Annotated in this window: 19 protein-coding genes and 1 pseudogene; 7 read left to right on the forward strand and 13 right to left on the reverse strand. The window is 67.5% G+C overall.

The features are described 5' to 3' along the window. From RU01_RS23175 to RU01_RS12170, 3 genes and pseudogenes are all read left to right on the forward strand, one after another. Positions 1–482 (forward strand): annotated as a pseudogene (locus RU01_RS23175) (hypothetical protein); the annotation flags it as partial. After that, positions 479–1,303 (forward strand): ESX secretion-associated protein EspG, encoded by an 825-nt coding sequence (locus tag RU01_RS12165; RefSeq protein ID WP_042574835.1) that lies wholly within the window; start codon positions 479–481, stop codon positions 1,301–1,303. The pseudogene RU01_RS23175 and the gene RU01_RS12165, both read left to right, overlap by 4 nt. Further along, entirely contained in the window at positions 1,300–1,869 is a 570-nt protein-coding gene (locus tag RU01_RS12170; RefSeq protein WP_052493257.1) for a hypothetical protein, read from the forward strand. The genes RU01_RS12165 and RU01_RS12170 overlap by 4 nt, the downstream gene beginning before the upstream one ends. 6 nt (positions 1,870–1,875) lie before the next feature. Here the strand turns inward: RU01_RS12170 and RU01_RS12175 are convergent, their stop codons facing one another. From RU01_RS12175 to RU01_RS12210, 8 genes are all read right to left on the reverse strand, one after another. Beyond that, positions 1,876–2,604, reverse strand: a complete 729-nt coding sequence (locus tag RU01_RS12175; protein ID WP_042574836.1) for a siderophore-interacting protein — start codon at positions 2,602–2,604, stop codon at positions 1,876–1,878. A gap of 14 nt (positions 2,605–2,618) precedes the next feature. After that, positions 2,619–3,446 carry an HAD family hydrolase gene (locus RU01_RS12180; protein WP_197074760.1) on the reverse strand — a complete coding sequence of 276 codons (828 nt, stop codon included), beginning with the start codon at positions 3,444–3,446 and terminating at the stop codon, positions 2,619–2,621. Between the two features lie 30 nt (positions 3,447–3,476). Next, complete coding sequence (locus tag RU01_RS12185) at positions 3,477–4,124, reverse strand: SDR family oxidoreductase (protein ID WP_042574838.1); 648 nt, start codon at positions 4,122–4,124, stop codon at positions 3,477–3,479. A gap of 87 nt (positions 4,125–4,211) precedes the next feature. Next, on the reverse strand, positions 4,212–5,477 hold the full coding sequence (locus RU01_RS12190) for an ABC transporter permease (RefSeq protein WP_042574839.1): 1,266 nt from the start codon (positions 5,475–5,477) through the stop codon (positions 4,212–4,214). Then, positions 5,477–6,673 carry an ABC transporter permease gene (locus tag RU01_RS12195; protein ID WP_231568692.1) on the reverse strand — a complete coding sequence of 399 codons (1,197 nt, stop codon included), beginning with the start codon at positions 6,671–6,673 and terminating at the stop codon, positions 5,477–5,479. Before RU01_RS12195 ends, RU01_RS12190 begins: the two co-directional genes overlap by 1 nt. Further along, positions 6,670–8,142, reverse strand: coding sequence for an ABC transporter ATP-binding protein (locus RU01_RS12200; RefSeq protein WP_269430126.1), 1,473 nt, complete (start codon positions 8,140–8,142; stop codon positions 6,670–6,672). The genes RU01_RS12195 and RU01_RS12200 overlap by 4 nt, the downstream gene beginning before the upstream one ends. A gap of 70 nt (positions 8,143–8,212) precedes the next feature. Next, the gene (locus RU01_RS12205) at positions 8,213–9,292 is read right to left on the reverse strand and encodes a BMP family lipoprotein (RefSeq protein ID WP_042574841.1); all 1,080 of its coding nucleotides are present in this window, start codon (positions 9,290–9,292) and stop codon (positions 8,213–8,215) included. 168 nt (positions 9,293–9,460) lie between these two features. Beyond that, entirely contained in the window at positions 9,461–9,661 is a 201-nt protein-coding gene (locus RU01_RS12210; RefSeq protein ID WP_027504730.1) for a cold-shock protein, read from the reverse strand. A 257-nt stretch (positions 9,662–9,918) separates the two neighbouring features. Between RU01_RS12210 and thiM the strand changes: the two genes are divergently transcribed. Continuing rightward, positions 9,919–10,740, forward strand: a complete 822-nt coding sequence (gene thiM, locus RU01_RS12215; RefSeq protein WP_042574842.1) for a hydroxyethylthiazole kinase — start codon at positions 9,919–9,921, stop codon at positions 10,738–10,740. Further along, entirely contained in the window at positions 10,737–11,930 is a 1,194-nt protein-coding gene (gene glsA / locus RU01_RS12220; protein WP_042574897.1) for a glutaminase A, read from the forward strand. Before thiM ends, glsA begins: the two co-directional genes overlap by 4 nt. A 44-nt stretch (positions 11,931–11,974) precedes the next feature. Here glsA and RU01_RS12225 read toward each other — a convergent pair whose 3' ends face one another. The 3 genes from RU01_RS12225 to RU01_RS12235 are packed head-to-tail and all read right to left on the reverse strand — an operon-like array spanning position 11,975 to position 15,407. After that, entirely contained in the window at positions 11,975–12,865 is an 891-nt protein-coding gene (locus RU01_RS12225; RefSeq protein ID WP_042574898.1) for a pseudouridine synthase, read from the reverse strand. Then, a complete protein-coding gene (gene trhO / locus RU01_RS12230; protein ID WP_042574843.1) occupies positions 12,862–13,710 on the reverse strand; it encodes an oxygen-dependent tRNA uridine(34) hydroxylase TrhO in 849 nt (282 codons plus the stop codon). Before trhO ends, RU01_RS12225 begins: the two co-directional genes overlap by 4 nt. A gap of 26 nt (positions 13,711–13,736) precedes the next feature. Continuing rightward, positions 13,737–15,407: an alkaline phosphatase D family protein gene (locus tag RU01_RS12235; RefSeq protein WP_197074761.1), complete on the reverse strand. Its 1,671-nt coding sequence runs from the start codon at positions 15,405–15,407 to the stop codon at positions 13,737–13,739. A gap of 103 nt (positions 15,408–15,510) precedes the next feature. Here RU01_RS12235 and RU01_RS12240 point away from each other — a divergent pair, with 103 nt between their 5' ends. Next, positions 15,511–16,539: an NADPH:quinone reductase gene (locus RU01_RS12240; RefSeq protein ID WP_042574900.1), complete on the forward strand. Its 1,029-nt coding sequence runs from the start codon at positions 15,511–15,513 to the stop codon at positions 16,537–16,539. Between the two features lie 63 nt (positions 16,540–16,602). After that, a complete protein-coding gene (locus tag RU01_RS12245; RefSeq protein WP_042574844.1) occupies positions 16,603–17,913 on the forward strand; it encodes an MCE family protein in 1,311 nt (436 codons plus the stop codon). Between the two features lies 1 nt (position 17,914). On the opposite strand, the gene RU01_RS12250 is transcribed toward RU01_RS12245, so the two are convergent. Both RU01_RS12250 and RU01_RS12255 read right to left on the reverse strand, forming a co-directional pair. Further along, positions 17,915–18,382, reverse strand: a complete 468-nt coding sequence (locus RU01_RS12250) for a phosphoribosyltransferase (protein WP_042574845.1) — start codon at positions 18,380–18,382, stop codon at positions 17,915–17,917. Positions 18,383–18,440: 58 nt separating this feature from the next. Then, a complete protein-coding gene (locus RU01_RS12255; RefSeq protein ID WP_042574846.1) occupies positions 18,441–18,977 on the reverse strand; it encodes a hypothetical protein in 537 nt (178 codons plus the stop codon). Positions 18,978–18,994 lie beyond the last annotated feature (17 nt).

The raw sequence follows: 18,994 nt of genomic DNA on the forward strand, positions 1-18,994 counted from the left end.
CGTCGGTCGACACCACCGCGGCGTCGACCGACGGTCCGACCACCGCGGCGCAGTCGACGCCGCCCGCGCCGGGGCCGTCGTCCTCGCCCGGTGCGGGCGCTCCCGGTACCGGACCGGGGAGCTCCGGTGTCGTCGCCGCCCCGACGTCCGCGGCCGGAGCGGGCAGGGCGGTCGGCTCTGCCGGTCGAGGGCAGACCGGGGGACGCTCCGGGTCGTCGGCGGCTCCGCTGTCGCGGCCGTCCGGACGTCCGTCGGCGTTCGGTGGGAGAGGATCGGACTCCCGCATCCTGCAGAGCGCCTCGGGTGGCGGAACCGGCGGCGGCCGCGCCGCCGGGTACGGACCCGGAGGAATGATGCCGGGATCCCGAGCGGGCGGAGATCAGGACTCGGAACATCGCACGGCGGGCTATCTGGTCACGGCCGACAACGGGGACGACCTGGTGGGAGAACTCCCGCTGGTGGCGCCGCCGGTGATCGGGTGACCGGCGCGCACACCTGGCACCTCACCTCGCTCGCCTTCGCCGTCGCGATGGAACGGGTAGGACGTGATCGAGTTCCGTTCCCGTTCACGTGGACTACCGATGCTCGCACCGCGGAGACGCTGCTCGCACGTCGATCGGAGGCGCGACGCCAGGCGGACGACGCGGCGCTGCTGTCAGCGCTGTCCCTGCTCTCCAGCGACGAACCACAGATCACCGCCTGTGGGACGGGTGAGTCGGATCGGCCGGTCAGACTGCGGGCCGCCGTCGCCGGAGAGTTCGGCGTGGTGGTGGCGCAGGATCCCGGCCCCAGCGCGGACCGAGGTGGCGACGTCCATGTCCACGCCGTCTCGAGATCGGCTCTCGTTCCCACGCTCGTGTCGGTGCTCCCTCGTGTGGCGGCCGGCAGGATCGCGTCGTCGACCGCGGCGCGGGCCGACCTCGTCGGTGCACCGCCCTCCTACCTGCACGGCTCGGCCGGTGACGACGACATCCGACGGGCGATGGCCGTACTGGACGCGCCCCGAGCGGGTCTCGGCGAAGTCGTCGTCGGCTACGCCTCGGCCGTCGACGGCCCCCTGGCCGCCCGCGGAGGGTTCCGGTGGATCGACGTCTCGGGTGACGGACGCTACCTCCTGATATCGGGTGACCAGGTGAGCGTTCGACCCGCCGACCTCCACGCGATCACCTCGGCCCTCGACGATGCGGTGCGGCGCGCGGTCGACGGGGACCCGCACGGTGAGGCGCTCCCCGCAGCTAGGGTTGGGCAACTGGACGCCGTACCCGTCGACGGGTACGGCCGATCGAGAGGACCGGTCAGATGAGCGATCGCTATCCGCGCGACTCCGAGAACTACGGTTACGACCCCAACGGCGGCTACGACGACCGCACCCGTGCCTACGGTCGGCAGGATGCGTACGGCGCTCCGGGCGGGCAACCGTACGCACCGCAGAAGCAGGGACCGTCGTCGGCCGGTCTGAAGTTCGACGTCGGCCCGTTCGTCGGTGGCGTCGTCGCGACAGCGATCACGACGTTCATCGCCGGGTGGGTGGCCACCGCCATCGTCCAGGCCGTCTACAACCGGACCGGCACCAGCGTGTTCTGGATGTACGGCCTCACCGATCCCTGGATCGCCGGGGTCTACGGTGCACTCGCCGCCGTCCTGGCGGGCGCGTTCATGCTGCTGCTTTTCCAGGCGGTGCCCTCCCCCAGCACGTTCTTCAGCTGGATCGCGGGGTTGGTGGTCGTCGCGATCATCGTGCTGCCGTTCCTCGCTGCCGGAGCGATCACGGCCGCCTTCGGTTCGGCGATCGTCAACGGTCTGATGGGGTTCGTCATCGTCGCGTTGCTGTCCACGACAGCCGCCAAGACCTATCACGGGCGGCGCTGACCGCAGTCAGGGAATCCAGTAGCCCTGGGCTTTGATCGACTTACGCGAGATCCGATACCGATTCTTGAAGACCGCCGCGATCGCGCGGGTGGTCACCGTGTCGCAGGCGACCCACGCCGCGTGATCGGAGGCGTCACGAACGCCGGCGGTCACCGCGTCGATCATCGATGTTCCGTGCCCACTGCGCGGTACCCGATGCACCGTGGTCGCGGGGGTCGCGGCGATGGGGAGACGATCGTCGTCGGCGTGCACGGTCTCCAACCACACGGTGACCGGTAGGTCATCAGGAAGTGCGCTGAGCAGCGAATTGATCGCCGGCAGTGACGCGCTGTCGCCGGCCACCAGGTAGCCGGCCGGCAACGGATCGGGAACCGAGAACTTCGACCCCTGGAACGTCGCCTCCACCGTGTCGCCGATGTCCGCGTCCCTGGCCCACCGTGCAGCGGGGCCCTCGTGCAGTGCGAACTCGAGGTCGAACGTGTCGTTCGCAGGGTCGGGGTTCACCACCGTGTACGCCCGGTGATGCAGCGACGCGTCGGGTTCGCCCGTCGGGAACCACAGCCGAAGCCACATCGTCGGGTGCACGGACTTACGGGTGAACAGTCCGCCTGCATCGAGTGTGAGGCGGCGGTAGTGCGGCGTCACGTCGTGCGTCCCCGTCACCGTCAGCAAGACGTTCGATCCGCCCATCAACGTCAGGACGGTGCCCTGCCAGCCCTTCGTCTGCTCGGTCATGGACTGAGGGTAGCCTAACTCTGCTCGGTGCGGCTCCGCGTCACTCCTTCGAGGAACGACGCCACGCCGTCCTCGTCGTTGCTGTCCACCACCAGCCCCACCAACGCACGTACTTCGGGAATCGCATTGGCCGGGCAGATCGGGGTGCCGACCCAGGCCAGCATCTCCAGATCGTTGCGCGCATCCCCCGCCCCCGCGGTGTCCCGTCGCGCGATACCGCGTTCCTCGCACAGCTGCGCGAGGGCCGTGGCCTTGGAGACTCCGCGCGCCGCGATCTCGATGTACGGGGCGCCCGAATGCGTCACCTCGACACCGTCGAGACCCGCCGCGATCACCGTCCGGTAGAGCTCCACGCTGGGCACCGTCGGATGCCGACCCACGATCTTGACCATCGTCTCGTCGAGCCACGGGAATTCTCCCGCCAGATCCATGGTGTCGGGATCGCGATGGTGGTCGGAGAACACGGACAGGGCTGCGTAGCCCGCCTCCGCCGCGAATGTCGTCGGTCCGACCGCGGCGAAGACGATTCCGGGAATCAACGATCGGAGACGCGCGATCGCGGCACCGCCGGTATCGATGTCGATGCCGACGGTGCGCGTGACCACGGGGGTGCCGTCGGCGAGGTCGATCACGACAGCACCGTTGGCGCACAACGCAATTCCGCGGAAACCGCTCTGCGTCGCGAACTCGTGGACCGAATGACGGGCACGCGCTGTCGCCCAGACCACGTCTATGCCCGCCGCCGCGGCATCGGCCATCGCGCGAGCAGTACGCGGCGAGATGGTGCGGTCAGACCGCAGCAGCGTCCCGTCCAGATCGGTGGCGAAGAGTCGAACGGTCACCCGCTCAGCTTCCCACCCGATCGGGTGAAATCAGGTCAGGGCGTCGGCAATCGGGGTGTCGCCCTTGTCGAATTCGATCATCCGCCCGGCGGTCGACGGTGTGTCGAGGACGGCCGCGATCACGGCGGCGACGTCGTCGCGGCTGACGGAATCGCCCGTGGCACCCTGCTCCTTGGTGGTGATGGAGCCGGTGCCGGCGTCGTCGGTCAGGCTCGACGGCGCGACGATGGTCCATGCCAGGTCGCTGTTCTTCAGATGCTGATCGGCCTCGGCCTTCGCCTCGGCGTACGCGTAGAAGGAGTTGTCCGGCGAGACGCCGTGATCCGGTCCGGCTCCGAAGTACGACACCAGCACGAAGCGCGGCACCCCCGCGGACACGGCCGCGTCGACACAGCGGATGGCAGCGTCACGGTCGACGGCATAGGTGCGATCGGTATCCCCACCGCCCGCTCCCGCCGCGAACACCACGGCGTCGTGGCCCGTGACGGTTCCCGCGATCTCCGGCGTCGTCTGCGACTCGACGTCGGCAACGGCGGCGGTAGCCCCCGTCTTCTCGATGTCGGCACTCTGGTCCGGGTTGCGGATCAGTGAGGTGACCTCGTGCCCGTTGTCGGTCAGGATCTTGGCGAGCTTCAGGGCGATCTTTCCGTGGCCACCGACGACGGCGATACGTGACATGACTGGTTGGTCCTCTCGTGAAACGTGGACGGTCGGACGACCTGCTCCGCGCGGGGGGTTCCCGGGGTCACGACCCGCACAAACATCTCAGGGATACGGACGCCCGGCAGCGGCGGGTCCACGGACCTTTCCGACGAGGCCCGCGACCGCGAGAATGGTCACGACGTACGGGAGCATCAGCATGAACTCGCTGGGTACCGGTGAGCCGATGATGCCCAGCACGTTCTGCAGATTGGATGCGAAACCGAAGAGCAGCGCCGCGAGGGTCGCCCGTACGGGATCCCATCGGCCGAAGATGACCGCGGCCAGGGCGATGTAGCCGGCACCTGCCGTCATCTCCTTTCCGAAGGCACCGACGGATCCGAGGGTGAAGTACGCACCGCCCATTCCCGCGATGGCGCCCGCGAGGCAGACGTTCCAGAAGCGGGTGCGAGCGACGTCGATGCCCACGGAATCCGCCGCTCGCGGATGCTCGCCGACCGCGCGCAGCCGTAGTCCCCATCGGGTGCGGAACAGTCCGACGAACACCGCGGCGACCGCGATGTACATGACGTATTCGATCACCGTCTGACGGAACAGGACCGGCCCCACGATGGGAATCTGGGACAGCAGCGGAATCTCGATGCGCGTGAATCGCGGCGGCGTGTTCAGGGTCGCGGCGCTCGGCACCAGCACCTTCGAGTACAGGAAGCTGGTCAGGCCGACGACGAGCACGTTCAACACGACACCGACGATGACCTGGTTGACGAAGTAGCGGATCGAGAACACCGCCAGGACGCTGCCGACGAGGGCTCCGGCCACCAACGCCGCCACCAGGCCCGCATACGGCGACCCGGTGAGCGTGGCGACGACGGCACTGACGAACGCTCCGCCCAGCAACTGCCCTTCGATGGCGATGTTGATGACGCCGACACGTTCGGACACGACGCCGCCCAGGGCACCGAAGATCAGTGGCGTGCTCAGCGCCACCGTGCCCAGCAGGAGTCCCGGAACGGGGATGGTCTCCCCCACGGCGGACCAGGTCAGGAACAGGAGCACGAACGCCACCGCGAACACGGCGGTCACAGCGATCGGGGTACGACGACCGGCGCGGGTACGGACCGCGCTGAAGGCGGTGAGCGCGAACAACACCACGACCAGGACGATGCACGTTGCTCGAGCGGGGAGACCGACGTCGGGCAGCCTGACGAAGTCGCTGTCGCTGGCGAGGGAGAACGTGCTGGTTCCGCTGTCACCTCGGACGCCGAAGGCGAGGAGTGCTATCACGGAGACCACGCCGAACACGACGGGCAGTTTCCAGGACGACCCCGACCGAGCGCCGGCGTCGGGAGGGGCGGTGGCGAGGGAGCTCATCAGCTCACCGCTTTCGCTCGTGGTTCGGGCAATCGGAAGACCGCGCGCACCAACGGCGGCGCGGCGATGAAGAGCACGATGACGGACTGCACCACCAGAACGATGTCGACAGGGATCGCCTCGCCGGCCTGCATCGCGAAACCACCGGCCTTGAACGCACCGAACAGGATGCCGGCCGCGAACACGCCCCACGGGCGCGAACGCCCGAGGAGTGCCACGGTGATGGCGTCGAACCCGATGCCTGCGTCGATGTCCGCGGAGAACCCGGTCGTGACCGTGCCGAGAACCTGGGTGACTCCGGCGAGACCGACCAGAGCGCCGGACAACACCATCGAGTAGATGTAGACCCGCTCGACCTTGATACCGGCGACACGAGCAGCGGACGCATTCTCACCGACGACGCGGAACCGGAACCCTGTGCTGGACCGCTCGAGCAACCACCAGACAGCGGCGGTGACTGCGATGACGACGACGAAACCCCAGTGCAGCGAGTACTTCGAGCCGAACAGCGACGGCAGCGTCGCGTCGTCCATCATCGCGGGGGTCTTGGGGTTGTTCGAGCCCGGCGCCTGGAGCGCTCCGGGCGTCCGCAGCAGATACGAGATCAGGTAGAACGCGACGTAGTTGAGCATGATCGTGACGATGACCTCGTGCGCACCGGTTCTCGCACGCAGGACACCGGCGATACCGCCCCACACGGCGCCGCCGAGAACGCCCGCGAGGACCGCGGCGATCAGGTGCACGTAGGGCGGAAGGTCAAAGGTGAACCCGACGTATCCGGCGCATGCCGCGGCGATCAGCATCTGTCCGCGGCCGCCGATGTTGAACATGCCGACGCGGAAGGCCAACGCCACGCCGAGTCCTGCGGCGATCAGCGGGGTCGCGAACGTCAAGGTCTCGGTCAGCGGACGGATGCCGTCGGCGAAGCGCGGGCGTCGGAAGTTGTAGACGCTGCCCTGGAACAGCGACGAGTAGGCGCCCCACACCGAGTCCCAGATCGCGGACAGCATGTCGGTCGGGCGGGAGAAGAAGTACCCCGCTGTCTCCCGCACGTCGGGGTCGGTGGCGGCGATGAGGACCGCTCCGACCACGAACGCCATGAGTACCGACAGGAACGACAGCAGCACACTGCCACTGGCGATCTTGCGGAGTACCGATTCCGACTGTGACGGCGCGGTTGCTTCCGTCGTGCTCACGTAGCGCCCTCGGCGCGTTCGGTTCTTCCGCCTGCCATGAGCAGTCCCAACTCTTCTCGCGATGCGTCACCCGGCACGATGCCGACGATGGCGCCTCGGTACATCACCGCGATGCGGTCGGCCAGGGCCGAGACCTCGTCCAGTTCGGACGAGATCACGATGACCGGCGTGCCGGCATCACGCGTCGCGACGATGCGCTTGTGGACGAATTCGATGGATCCCACGTCGATTCCGCGCGTGGGTTGCGACGCGATGAGCAGTCGGAGGTCGCGGCCGAGCTCACGTGCCAGCACCACCTTCTGCTGGTTTCCGCCGGACAGCCGCCCGACGGGAGTGTCGATGCCGGGGGTGCGGATGTCGAACTCCGACACCTTCTCCGACGCGAACGTGCGCAGGAACGACCGCAGGATGCTGCCGCGCGCGGAGAACGGCGCACCGTGGGAGCGATCGAGCATCAGATTCTCGGCGACGCTGAACTCGGCGACGAGCCCGTCGTCGGTGCGGTCCTCGGGCACGAAACCCACGCCCGCGTCGAGGACTGCCCGGACGTCGCGCCCCACGATCGACGCACCGTCGAGGGTGATCGATCCCGTCATCGCCGGGTGCAGACCGAGGAGCGCCTCGGCGAGCTCGGTCTGTCCGTTGCCCTGCACGCCCGCGATCGCCAGGATCTCCCCTGCCCGAACCTCGAACGACACGTCGTCGACGACGGGTCCGGCGGGACCGGGCACCGTGAGGCCGGTGACGACGAGAGCCGGATCACCCAGCTGCGCAGGCTCTTTGGACACCCGTAGCTGGACGTCACGTCCCACCATCAAGGATGCGAGCTCCCCGTCGGACGCTGTGGGCTCGGCCTGACCGACCACCTTGCCCAGACGCACGACCGTGATGCGGTCCGCGACGACGCGCACTTCACGCAGCTTGTGCGTGATGAACACGATGGCGGTGCCCGAGTCCGCGAGTTGACGCATGATCGTCATCAACTCGTCGGTCTCCTGCGGCGTGAGCACCGCGGTGGGCTCGTCGAACACCAGGATGTCCGCGTCGCGCGAGAGCGCCTTGATGATCTCCACGCGTTGCTGCACGCCGACCGGAAGGTCGCCGACGACGGCGTCGGGATCGACGTCGAACCCGAAGCGCGCCGATACCTCTCGCACCAGCGTGCGGGCTGCCCCGATGTCGAGACGACCACCGAACGTGGTCTTCTCGTTGCCCAGGATGATGTTCTCCGCGACGGTGAACACAGGGATGAGCATGAAGTGCTGGTGCACCATGCCGATGCCGGCGCTCATCGCCTCGCCGGGACCGGCGAACGTTCGCGTGTCCCCGTCGATGAGGATGTCGCCCTCCTCGGCCCGGTAGAGGCCGCTGAGGACGTTCATCAACGTCGATTTACCGGCACCGTTCTCACCGAGGAGGCAGTGGATCTCTCCTGCCTCGACGGTGAGATCGATGCGGTCGTTCGCCACGAGGGATCCGAAGCGTTTCGTGATCCCCCGAAGCTCCAGCTTCGGCTTTCGTTCGAGCGCTGATGTCATCTCAGCTGGGCGAGGACGGCGACGTGACCGTGATGGACCCGTCGACGATTCCTGCCTTGATGGTGTCGAGCTCGCCCTGCAGTGCCGGGTCGACCTGCGACTCGAAGTCGTGGAACGGCGCGATACCGACTCCCTCGTTCTCGAGCGTCCCGACGTACGGGGAGTTGTCGAAGTTGCCCTCGGCAGCCGCCGTGACTGCTTCCTCGGTACTGGTGGCCAGTCCCTTGGTGACGGAGGTCAGTACCAGATCGGAGACGGACGGGTCGGAGACGTAGACATCGGCGTCGGCACCGACGAGTGCGATGGGCCGGTTGGCGTCACGGATGGCCTGTGCGGCCGACTGGTAGATCGGTCCACCGACGGGGAAGACGACGTCCGCGTTCTGGTCGATGAGGCCCTGCGCGGTGTTCTTCGCAACCTCGTTGGCCTCGAAACCGCCCGTGAAGGAACCGTTCTGAGCGTCGACGTCCCAGCCGATGACGCGGACGTTCTTGTTCTTCTGCTCGTTGAAGTACTTCACGCCGTCCGCGAAGCCGTCCATGAAGATGGTGACGGTGGGGAACTGCGATCCGCCGAAGGTTCCGACGACGCCGGTCTTGCTGAAGCTCGCGGACGCATAGCCGGCCAGGAACGCGGACTGCGCGGTGTCGTAGGTGAGCGGCTTGACGTTGTCGAGCTCGATCGACGAGTCGTCGACGATGGCGAAGTCGATGTCGGTGTTCTGCTCGGCCGCGGCCTTGGTCGCATCGGCCAGCGCGAATCCGACGGTGACGATCAGCTGACATCCCTGGTCCACCAGGTTGTTCAGGTTGGGCGTGTAGTCGGTCGGTGAGTTGGACTGCACCGTCTTGGCCTCGACGCCGAGGTCGCCGGCCGCGGTCTGCAGTCCCTCGTAGCTGAGCTGGTTGAACGACTTGTCGTCGAAACCGCCCGAGTCGGAGACCATGCAGGGGGTGAAGTCACCCGATGCGGAGCCGCCGCCCGCGTTGTCTTCGGGCGCCGACCCACAGGCTGTGACCAGGGTGAATGCGCTCGTGACTGCGACGGTGGAGAGTGTTGCTCGGGAGAAGGTGTTAGGCACCGGTGTGCTCCGTTTCGCTCGTGGCTGTGAAGGAACATTAACCCGAGCGTCGAACGAGCGCCGCGCGTCTGCCCGAAAACCCGCGCGGCACGGCTGTGGACACAGCACTAGGGCCGGACACCTGTCGGTGTCCGGCCCTAGTTGAAGTTTCGGTGGGTTACTCCGAAATCAGATCGCGCGAACGCCGCTCGCCTGAGGACCCTTGGCGCCCGAGGTCACCTCGAACTCGACGCGCTGGTTCTCTTCGAGGCTCTTGAAGCCGGTGCCCTGGATCTCGGAGAAGTGGACGAACACGTCGGGTCCATCTTCCTGAGCGATGAAGCCGAAGCCCTTTTCAGCGTTGAACCACTTGACGGTGCCCTGAGTCATGATTTTGCTCCCTTTTACAGCTGACATGTCGGGCTCCACACCGTGTGAAACCCGGGCCGGCACTGAACGTGACGAATTCCGAGTTTCCTCAGACGACGCGCACGCTCGCAACAACAAGTTCCCAGCGAGCGTGCATGAAACACGAACACACAAAAACTACGACCTGTCAGCTGGGATAAGGCTACAACACACCATGGACAGTGCGCTACCGGTACCGCTTGCGGTGACGAGATGCACTCGGCGGGTATACCCGGACGATGACCGATTCAGCCCGTCTCGTTGCCGATGCCCTCACGTCGATGCGCGATCGCGCACCTCTCGTGCATGCCGTGACCAACTATGTGACAGCAGGTTTCACGGCCAACGTGCTTCTCGCGGCGGGCGCGAGCGCCGCCATGGTGGACAACGAGGACGAGGCCGCACTCTTCGCCGGGGTGGCCGACGCAGTCCTGATCAACCTGGGAACTCCGCAGCCTCAGCTCCGCGAGGTCTATCTGGCCACGGCGTCGGCGGCATCCGCGGCCGGCACTCCGTGGGTCCTCGACCCCATCGCCGCCGGAGGGTTGCCGTGGCGCGGCGCGCTGGCTCGGGATCTGCTGACGCACCGACCGGCGGCCGTCCGCGGCAACGCCTCGGAGATCATCGGGCTCGACGGTCTGTCCGCCGAGGGCAGTGACAGCCGCGGCCGGGGAGTCGACAGCTCGGACGATCCGGCGGACGCCGTGGAGTCGGCACGCAGGCTGCTGTCCCATGCCACCGCGGTGTCGGCGTCGGGCGAGATCGACCATGTCATCACTGCCGACGGCGTCGCGACGATCACGGGCGGCAGCGCGCTGATGACGAAGGTGACCGGCACCGGATGCTCGCTCGGTGCACTGGTCGCCGCGTACTGCGCAGCCGTGGACGACTACGGCCTCGCCACGGTCGCGGCGCATACCCACGCCACGGTCGCTGCCGACATCGCCGCCGAGTCGGCCACTGCGCCCGGCAGTTTCGCCGTGGCCTACCTCGATGCACTCCACGACGTCACGCCCGACGACATCCTCCGGCGCGCGCACGTCGAGTGGCGGCCACGGTGACGTCACCGATCACCGACTACCTGGAGGCCGTGCTGCGCGACTGCCGGGACTCGGACGGCGGCGAGGTCCTCACGGGCAACCGCATCCTCTCGAAGGCCGACCCCGACGTGTTCTCGGTCGCCGTCGTCACCGTCGAGGGCACGGTCTACTGCGCCGGCGACGTGGACTCGTCCTTCTCGATCCAATCCATTTCCAAGGCACTCACCTACGCCCTCGCGCTGGCCGACCGTGGGCTCGACGCCGTGCACCGCAAGATCGACGTCGAGCCGTCGGGCGACGCGTTCAACGAGATCTCGCTCGAACGCGACACCGGCCGACCACGCAACGCGCTCATCAATGCCGGTGCCATCGCGGCACACTCCTTGGTCGAGGGGCGTGAGGTCGAGCATCGCGTCGACCGGATCCTCGCGCTGCACTCCGCGTTCGTCGGCCGCGACCTCTCCATCGACGACGACGTGTTCGACGCCGAGATGGAGTCGAGCGACCGGAATCTGGCGCTAGCCCACATGCTCGCCTCGGTGAAGGTCCTCGAGTGCGATGCACACGAGGTCGTCACCGGGTACGCCCGGCAGTGCAGCATCGACGTCACCACACCCGATCTCGCGATGCTCGCCGCGACGATGGCGAACGGCGGTGTCCATCCCGGGAGCGGCGACCGGGTGGCGACGTCCGCCGTTGTGCGACAGGTGCTCTCGACCATGACCACGTGCGGGATGTACGACGGCACGGGCGACTGGATCGCGAACGTCGGCATTCCCGCGAAGAGCGGTGTGTCAGGGGCGATCATCGGCGTCCTGCCCGGTCAGCTCGGGATCGCCGTCCACTCCCCACGACTCGACGACCGTGGCAACAGCGTGCGCGGGGTCGAGGTGTTCGAGCGACTGTCGCGGGACATGGATCTGCACATGATGGACATCGCCCCGTCCGGTCACTCCGCGGTGCGCCGGGCCCGTGAGGAGGACGGTCGCACGGTGTACGAGCTGCAGGGCGACATCCGGTTCGCCGGCGCGGAGAACATCATGAGCCGCGTCCTGGCCGACCTCCCGGACGACCCGACACGCATCGGCTTCGAGCTCGAGCCCGCCCGAGCGGTCAACGGAGCTGCGGTGCGGCTGCTCGGTGAGCTGATCGAACGGCTGCGCAGCGACGGCCACGACGTCGAGGTGGACGACCCCAACGGGCTCATGTAGCCAGAAGGCCGGCCGGGGTCAGGCAGCGGGGAGGCCGGCCGGAATCAGATGAGCCGAAGTTTCCTCCGTGAGCGGAAGGTGCGGGGGTTGCCGGTGAGCGGATCGGTGAAGCTCAACCGGCGTGCGAGCAACTGCAGGGGTGTCGAGAAGTCGTCGGGCGCCACGGACGTGAACGTCGGGTAGTACGGGTCGCCGTGGATCGGGATGCCGAGCGAGGAGAGGTGCAGTCGCAACTGGTGGGTCTTCCCCGTGCGTGGGAAGAGCCGGTAGCGCGCCGCGTCGCCCACCCTCTCGATGATCTCCACCCGAGTCTCGCTGTTGGCCTCCCCGGGTTCCTCGTGCGCCGTCATGACGCCGTGCTCCTTGACGATGCGGCTCCGGACCGTTCGCGGGAAGTCGAGAGTGGCGTCGTACCCCGCGACGGCCTCGTACTCCTTGGTCAGGGAGCCGGTCGAGAACAGATCCTGGTACGCGCGTCGATACCGGGAAGCTCTGGTGAACAACAGCACTCCTGCGGTGGCGCGATCGAGGCGGTGCGCCGGCGTGATCTCCGGATCGTCGTATCGTCGGCGCAACCGCACCGTGGCGGTTTCGGTGACGTGTCGGCCTCGAGGGATCGTGGCGAGGAAGTGCGGCTTGTCGACGACGACGATCGCGTCGTCCTCGTAGAGCACGTCGAGTTCGAACGGGACGGGAACCTCCGCGGCGGGGACTCGGTAGAAGTACACGAATGCGCCTGCGCGATAACGGGTGTCACAGGTGTAGGGCCGACCACGCTCGTCGACCACCTCGCCGCGCGTCATCGCGGACGCCCACGCGTCGTCCGGGTATTCGGACCCGAGGTACTCGACCGTCGTGTCGGGGTGGTCTCCGTGCGGCAGCCTGATGCGCAGGGGAGCCAATCCGTCGCGGAACGGGAGCGGCAGAGCCGTCATGCGGGGTGGCACCCGGTACACATCAGCACCAGTCCCCGCCCGTGGCCGTCGTCCAGATCGACGTATCGCGACGTGGGAGTGCCGCAGCACGAACAGGTTCCGATGACAGCCGCGTGATCGGAGAACTCGACGGTCTGGCGCTGGTCGAAGACGTACAGCGAGCCCGACCACAGACCGTCGTCTCCGTACTTCTCGCCGTAGCGCACGATGCCCCCGTCCAGCTGGTAGACCTCGTCGAAGCCCCGCGACCGCATCAGCGAGGACAGCACTTCACACCGGACGCCGCCGGTGCAGTACGTGACCACCGGCTTCGACTTGAGGTGATCGAAGACTCCGGAGTCCAGTTGGGCGACGAACTCCCTCGTGTTCTCCACGTCGGGGACGACGGCGCCGTCGAACCGTCCCACTGCCGCCTCGAAGGCATTGCGGCCGTCGAAGAAGACGACGTCGTCGCCGCGCTCGGCGACCAACGCGTGCACGTCTTCGGGGGCGAGGTGCGTGCCTCCCCCGACGACACCGTCCGGTGTCACCTCGATCTCGTCGGGCGCTCCGAACGTCACGATCTCGGGGCGCACCCGCACGCTCAACTTCGGGAAGTCGTCGCCGCGTCCGTCCGACCACTTGACGTCCGCGTCCGCGAACGGCGCGTACTCCTTGGTACCGCGGACGTACTTCTTCACCGCGCGGACGTCCCCGCCGACGGTGACGTTGATGCCGTGCGGAGCGACGATGATGCGCCCGGTCAGGCCGTTCGCCGACGCCAGGGAGTGCTGCCACAGCCGGATCGCGTCGGGATCCGGCAACGGGGTGAACACGTAGAACAGCACGATCTTGGGCGTCGCCACGATCGTCCAGTCTACGTCGTCCCGCGTCAGGTCAACGGCGGTGCCGGAGCCACGGTCTGCGTTCCGCTGGCCACCCTGAACCCCGCGCCGAAGTACGCCGCCGATGCAGGATCCTCCTTGGCGACGACGTACCAGTGGTCCATCTGGGCGCCGGCCGGCGTCACCTCGAAGACGCCGAACCCGTGCGTGTCCAGGTCCACGTACTTCACGTGGTGGTTGAACGCCTTGAACGCTTCCTCCGCCACGCGCCCGACGGTGTGTTCGGGCACCTTCAGGAAGTCGTCGATGTTGGCCGAGGTGACGGAGGTGACCACGAGTTCGGTGGCGACGGTGCCCGCCGCGGGATAGGCGGCAGCGTCGACCGGGATGTCGCACGCCCACGAGGAGTGGATGTCACCGGTGATGAAGACCGTGTTGTCGACACCCGCGGTGCGGATGGCATCGAGGAGTCGCCGACGGTCGGCGGTGTAGCCGTCCCAGGGATCGGCGTTGTAGGACACACCCGCGGCGGGGAGGCCGAGCAGTTCGGTGACGCCGCGCGCCGCCTCCGGCTCGAGGGGCGGGATCAGCGTCGGCGTGATCATGACCGGGTTGCCGACGATGCGCCACCGGGTCGGCGACGACGTCAGACCCGAGGTCAGCCATGCCATCTGGTCGGCGCCGGTGATGGTGCGGTCGGGTGAGTCGACCTGCTCGCCCTGGAACGGGAGCACCTGCTTCGAGCGGTATGTCCGCAGGTCGAGCATCGACAGTTCCATCAAGGTGCCGAAACGCAGTCGGCGGTAGAGATGGCGATTGTTCGCCGTACCCGCGGCGCGAACCGGCATCCACTCGTAGTACGCCTGCACAGAATTCGCCTTGCGTGTCGCCCAGTCGCCCTCGGTCGCGGGCTGATGATTCTCCGCGCCCGTGTCGTACGCGTCGTTGGCCGACTCGTGGTCGTCCCAGGTGCAGATCCACGGCACCCCGCGATGCGCTGCCTGCAGATCGGGATCGGACTTGTACTGGCCGTGGCGTATCCGGTAGTCGGCGAGGGTGACGATCTCGTGCACCGGATCGTGGACCCGGACGACTCCGTTCTTCCCCTCGAAGCCGCCCGTCTCGTACTCGTAGATGTAGTCGCCGAGGTGAATGATCGCGTCGAGGTCGGGTCGAGCGGCCAGGTGGCGGTACGCCGAGAAGTAGCCCGACTCCCAGTTCGCGCAGGACACCACACCGAACCTGAGCCTGGCCACGTCGGCGTCGGCCGCCGGGGCCGTCCGAGTGGTCGCGACCGACGAGGACTCACCCGCGGCGGAGAAGCGGTAGTAGTACGTCGTGGACGGGGACAGTCCACCGACGTCGACCTTGACGGTGTGGTCGCTGTCGGCGGACGTCGTGACGGAGCCGGAGCGGACGACGTCGGTGATCGCGGCATCGCGCGCGAGCTCCCACGTGACCGTCGTGGCCGGACCACGGCCGGATCCCGGCACGGCATCCGGCGTCGGCGTGACACGGGTCCACAGCAGAACGGCGTCCTCGAGGGGATCGCCCGACGCGACGCCGTGGCGGAAGACCGGTGACGTGCTTGCCGACGCCGTCCTGGTCGTGAGCGACGCGGCCGCTCCGACGCCCGCGGCGAGGGTCGTGGTGCGCAGGAAACCACGTCGATTCAGACGCGGAGATGATGACGTACTGCGGTGTTCTGTGTCGTCCACCCGCTGAGTTCATGCCATCGCGGGCGATCGGTCAAGTGAACAGGTCGTACAGGTTCATCGGTCGATGGAACACCACGGTGGGGACCTCGCGTTGGAGGTGTTCATGAAGGCAATCGTGTACACCGAAACCGGCAGCCCCTCCGTCCTCACCGCGGTCGATCGCGACATCGCCGAACCCGCTGAGCAGGAGGTGCGAGTCCGCCTCGTCGTGGCGGGCGTCAACCCGACGGACTGGAAGTCGCGGACGGGAGCGAAGCCGGGTGACAAGCCCGCGTTCGACGAGGTCGTGCCCGGCCAGGACGGTGCGGGCATCGTCGACGCGGTGGGTTCCGCGGTGGAGAATCTCGGGATCGGCGACCGTGTGTGGCTGTTGCTCGCCCAGCACGAGCGCCCCACGGGAACGGCGCAGGAGTTCACGGTGGTGCCGTCCGACCGAGTCGTCCGCCTCCCCGACGGCGCGGACTTCGATCTGGGCGCGTCCCTCGGAGTTCCCGCGATCACCGCCCACCGCGCGCTCACCGTCGCGGAAGACGGGCCGTCGCGGCTGCATCCCGGCGCGTTGTCGGGGAAGACGGTTCTGGTCGCCGGCGGCGCCGGAGCCGTCGGTCATGCCGCGATCCAGCTGGCGACGTGGGCGGGCGCGACTGTCATCACGACGGTCAGTGGACCGGAGAAGGCCGAACTCGCCTCGGCAGCGGGTGCTCACCACATCGTGAACTACCGGTCCGACGACGCGGTGGCACGAATCCGCGAGCTCGCTCCGAACGGAGTCGACCACTTCGTCGAGGTTGCTCCGGCCCAGAACGCCGAGTTGGACGCAGCAGTAGCAGCGCCTCGCGCATCGGTGGCGATCTACGCCAACAACGGTGGCGATTCCGTGTCCATCGACATCCGTCCCAGCATGGTCGGCAATATCCGCTATCAGTTCGTTCTCCTCTACACCGTCGGCACCGACGCACTCGAGGCTGCGAAGGAAGACGTGTCGGCTGCCGTGGCTGCGGGCGCCCTGCCCGTCGGCGACGATGCCGGCCTACCGCTGCTCCGTTTTCCCCTCTCGCGTACTGCCGACGCGCACGCCGCCGTGGAGTCCGGGGTGACGGGAAAGGTGTTGATCGACATCTCGACGCCCTAGCTCATGACCAATGACCGATAGGCCATTGACAAATGGCGTGATGGGGATCACCATTTGCCGATGATGGCGCGACGAGTGGCCGGTCTCCTTTTCTTCCTCGCCGTCGTCGCCTTTGTCGGCATGAGCACTCTCATCTATTCCAAGGCGTTCCGTTCCGTGGTGATGGTCGACCTGGTCACCGACACCGTCGGCAATGCACTCCCGCCGAACGCGGATGTCAAGATCCGCGGCGTCATCGTCGGTGAAGTTCGGTCGGCCGACACGCAGGACGGGCGGGTGGTCTCCCACCTCGCCCTCGATGCGGATCAGGCCTCCGCCATCCCGTCGACGGTAACGGCTCGACTGCTCCCGAAAACGCTGTTCGGAGAACGGTACGTCGCTCTCCAAGCGCCGAAAGGGCCGACGTCGGACCCCATTTCGGCGGGAGACACGATCCAACAGGACGTCAGCGGGAATGCCGTGGAGGTCGGCCAGCTGCTCGACAGCCTGCTGCCGTTGCTCGACGCCGTGCCGCCGGACAAGCTCGCGTCGACGCTCGGTGCGCTGGCCCAGGCACTCGACGGGCGAGGTGAAGTGCTCGGACGCACCATCGACAGACTCGACCGGATCTTCTCGGCTCTGGGAGACGAACTTCCGACCCTGCAAGCCGATCTCGCGGACTTCGCCACCCTCACCGAGACGTACTCCACCGCGGCACCCGACCTTCTCGACGCTCTCGACAACCTGAGCGTCACGGGAAATACCGTGGTGGAGAAGAAGTCGGCGATCGACACGCTGCTCACCTCCGCCGTCTCGACATCCGGGAGCACTGCCGACCTACTCGCCGCTAATGCGGAGTCCGTCGTGTCGCTCTCGCGGGACACCCGCGGAACACTCGAACTGCTGGCCGAGTTCTCACCCACCATCCAATGCGCGCTGCCCAAGTTCGCCGCCCTGATCGGCGACGCGGAACGCATTCTCGGAGTGAACGAGGAATACCCGGGGGCTCGCGCGACCGTCAATTTCGTCAATCCTCGCGGCCGCTTTCTGCCAAATCAGGACGAGCCTCGACTGTTCGACGATCGACCGCCTGCGTGCTACCAGGACGTGACCGCACCGGGACGATTCTTCCCTCAGTATCCCGGCAGCGGCATCAACGACGGCTCGTACCAGCCTCCGTCGCGGAACCCCGGGCCGGCGGAGATCACCTACACGGAAGCGGCGCAGTTCTCCCCTGTGCCGACCGACGCGTCGTACGCAGGGTCGGACATCGAGCGCGACACCCTGGCCGTCGTCTACGGGCAGGGCAGTGGAGTCGAGCCGGAGGACGTGCCGGGGTGGACGACCCTGATCGGAGCGCCGGCGCTGCGCGGCACCGAGGTGTCCGTGCGCTGAGTCAGCGCGGTTCGATGACCGGCTCGGTGGACCACGGGAATTCGATCCACAGATCGGTTTCCCGCCAGGAGAAGTCCGGCGTGATGATGGTGCGCGGCTTGGTGTAGACGACTGCCGACTTCACCTCTGCTGCATGCTCGTTCAGCAGTCCCACGACGAGCGACAGCGTCCGACCCGAGTCCGCCACATCATCGACGACCAGAAGCTTCTTGCCGACGATGGCGTCCGTGTCGAGCAGAGGAGCCAGGACCACCGGGTCCGGCAGCGTCTCCTCCACCTCCGTGTAGAACTCGACGTTCAGAGTTCCCGCAGCCTTGACGCCCATGGCGTAGGAGAGCGCACCGGCCGGAATGAGCCCACCGCGTGCGACCGCGATGACGATGTCGGGGCGGAAACCGCTGTCGACGACGGTGCGCGTCAACTCGCGGGAGGCAGTGCCGAACAGGTCCCATGTCATCGTTTCACGCATGGAAATCGAATCTACCCCGACGGCGCCGTAGCTACCCGCTGGTGACGCTGCCGACCCGTCATGGCCACTCGATCGTCTCCGCAGCGGCGATGTCGTCGATCACCATCGTGACGACGGCCTCGACGGGCGAACCGACTCGTGACAGCAACGCCTCGGTCACCACCGCCGACGCCCGGATCGCGGACGCCGACGCCAACCGCGCGATGACGGTCTGCGACTCCCGGTGATCCTCGGGATCCTGACTGTCGTCGTCCGAAGCCTGCCGTTCCGGCTCGGGATGGACACCGAGCGTTCCGAGAACGACGGTCACGACGTCAGACGGGGACACATCCGGGTCACGCGATGCCGCGTCGCGTACCACCGCACCCACATCGTCACCGTCCAGACCGTCCGGATGCGCCGCTTCGAGGAGCAGGCGGAGCATCGCGGCGTACACGTCCTCGACCCGAACGCCCTTCTGGGAGGCCAACTCCGAGACTGCGGCCGACCTCGCGTCGACATCCTCGTCGCGCAGCGCCGCCGACAACCGGGTGATGCCGTCGGCCACATCCTTGGCGGAGGCCGGCCACCGTGCGGGCCAGGTCGTGATGGTCATCGAGGGGTCCTCTCGTC

Origin of the sequence: Rhodococcus sp. MEB064, from assembly GCF_000834565.1 — a bacterium.
In the GTDB taxonomy this organism is placed as follows: domain Bacteria; phylum Actinomycetota; class Actinomycetes; order Mycobacteriales; family Mycobacteriaceae; genus Rhodococcoides.

Coding starts and splice junctions, on each gene's coding strand:
- RU01_RS12225 (WP_042574898.1), bottom strand. CDS start 12,865: ATGACGGCTCTGCCGCTCCCGTTCCGCGACGGATTGGCTCCCCTGCGC.
- RU01_RS12185 (WP_042574838.1), bottom strand. CDS start 4,124: ATGTCACGTATCGCCGTCGTCGGTGGCCACGGAAAGATCGCCCTGAAG.
- thiM (WP_042574842.1), top strand. CDS start 9,919: ATGACCGATTCAGCCCGTCTCGTTGCCGATGCCCTCACGTCGATGCGC.
- RU01_RS12210 (WP_027504730.1), bottom strand. CDS start 9,661: ATGACTCAGGGCACCGTCAAGTGGTTCAACGCTGAAAAGGGCTTCGGC.
- RU01_RS12245 (WP_042574844.1), top strand. CDS start 16,603: ATGGCGCGACGAGTGGCCGGTCTCCTTTTCTTCCTCGCCGTCGTCGCC.
- RU01_RS12175 (WP_042574836.1), bottom strand. CDS start 2,604: ATGACCGAGCAGACGAAGGGCTGGCAGGGCACCGTCCTGACGTTGATG.
- RU01_RS12240 (WP_042574900.1), top strand. CDS start 15,511: ATGAAGGCAATCGTGTACACCGAAACCGGCAGCCCCTCCGTCCTCACC.
- RU01_RS12255 (WP_042574846.1), bottom strand. CDS start 18,977: ATGACCATCACGACCTGGCCCGCACGGTGGCCGGCCTCCGCCAAGGAT.
- RU01_RS12250 (WP_042574845.1), bottom strand. CDS start 18,382: ATGCGTGAAACGATGACATGGGACCTGTTCGGCACTGCCTCCCGCGAG.
- RU01_RS12190 (WP_042574839.1), bottom strand. CDS start 5,477: ATGAGCTCCCTCGCCACCGCCCCTCCCGACGCCGGCGCTCGGTCGGGG.
- RU01_RS12170 (WP_052493257.1), top strand. CDS start 1,300: ATGAGCGATCGCTATCCGCGCGACTCCGAGAACTACGGTTACGACCCC.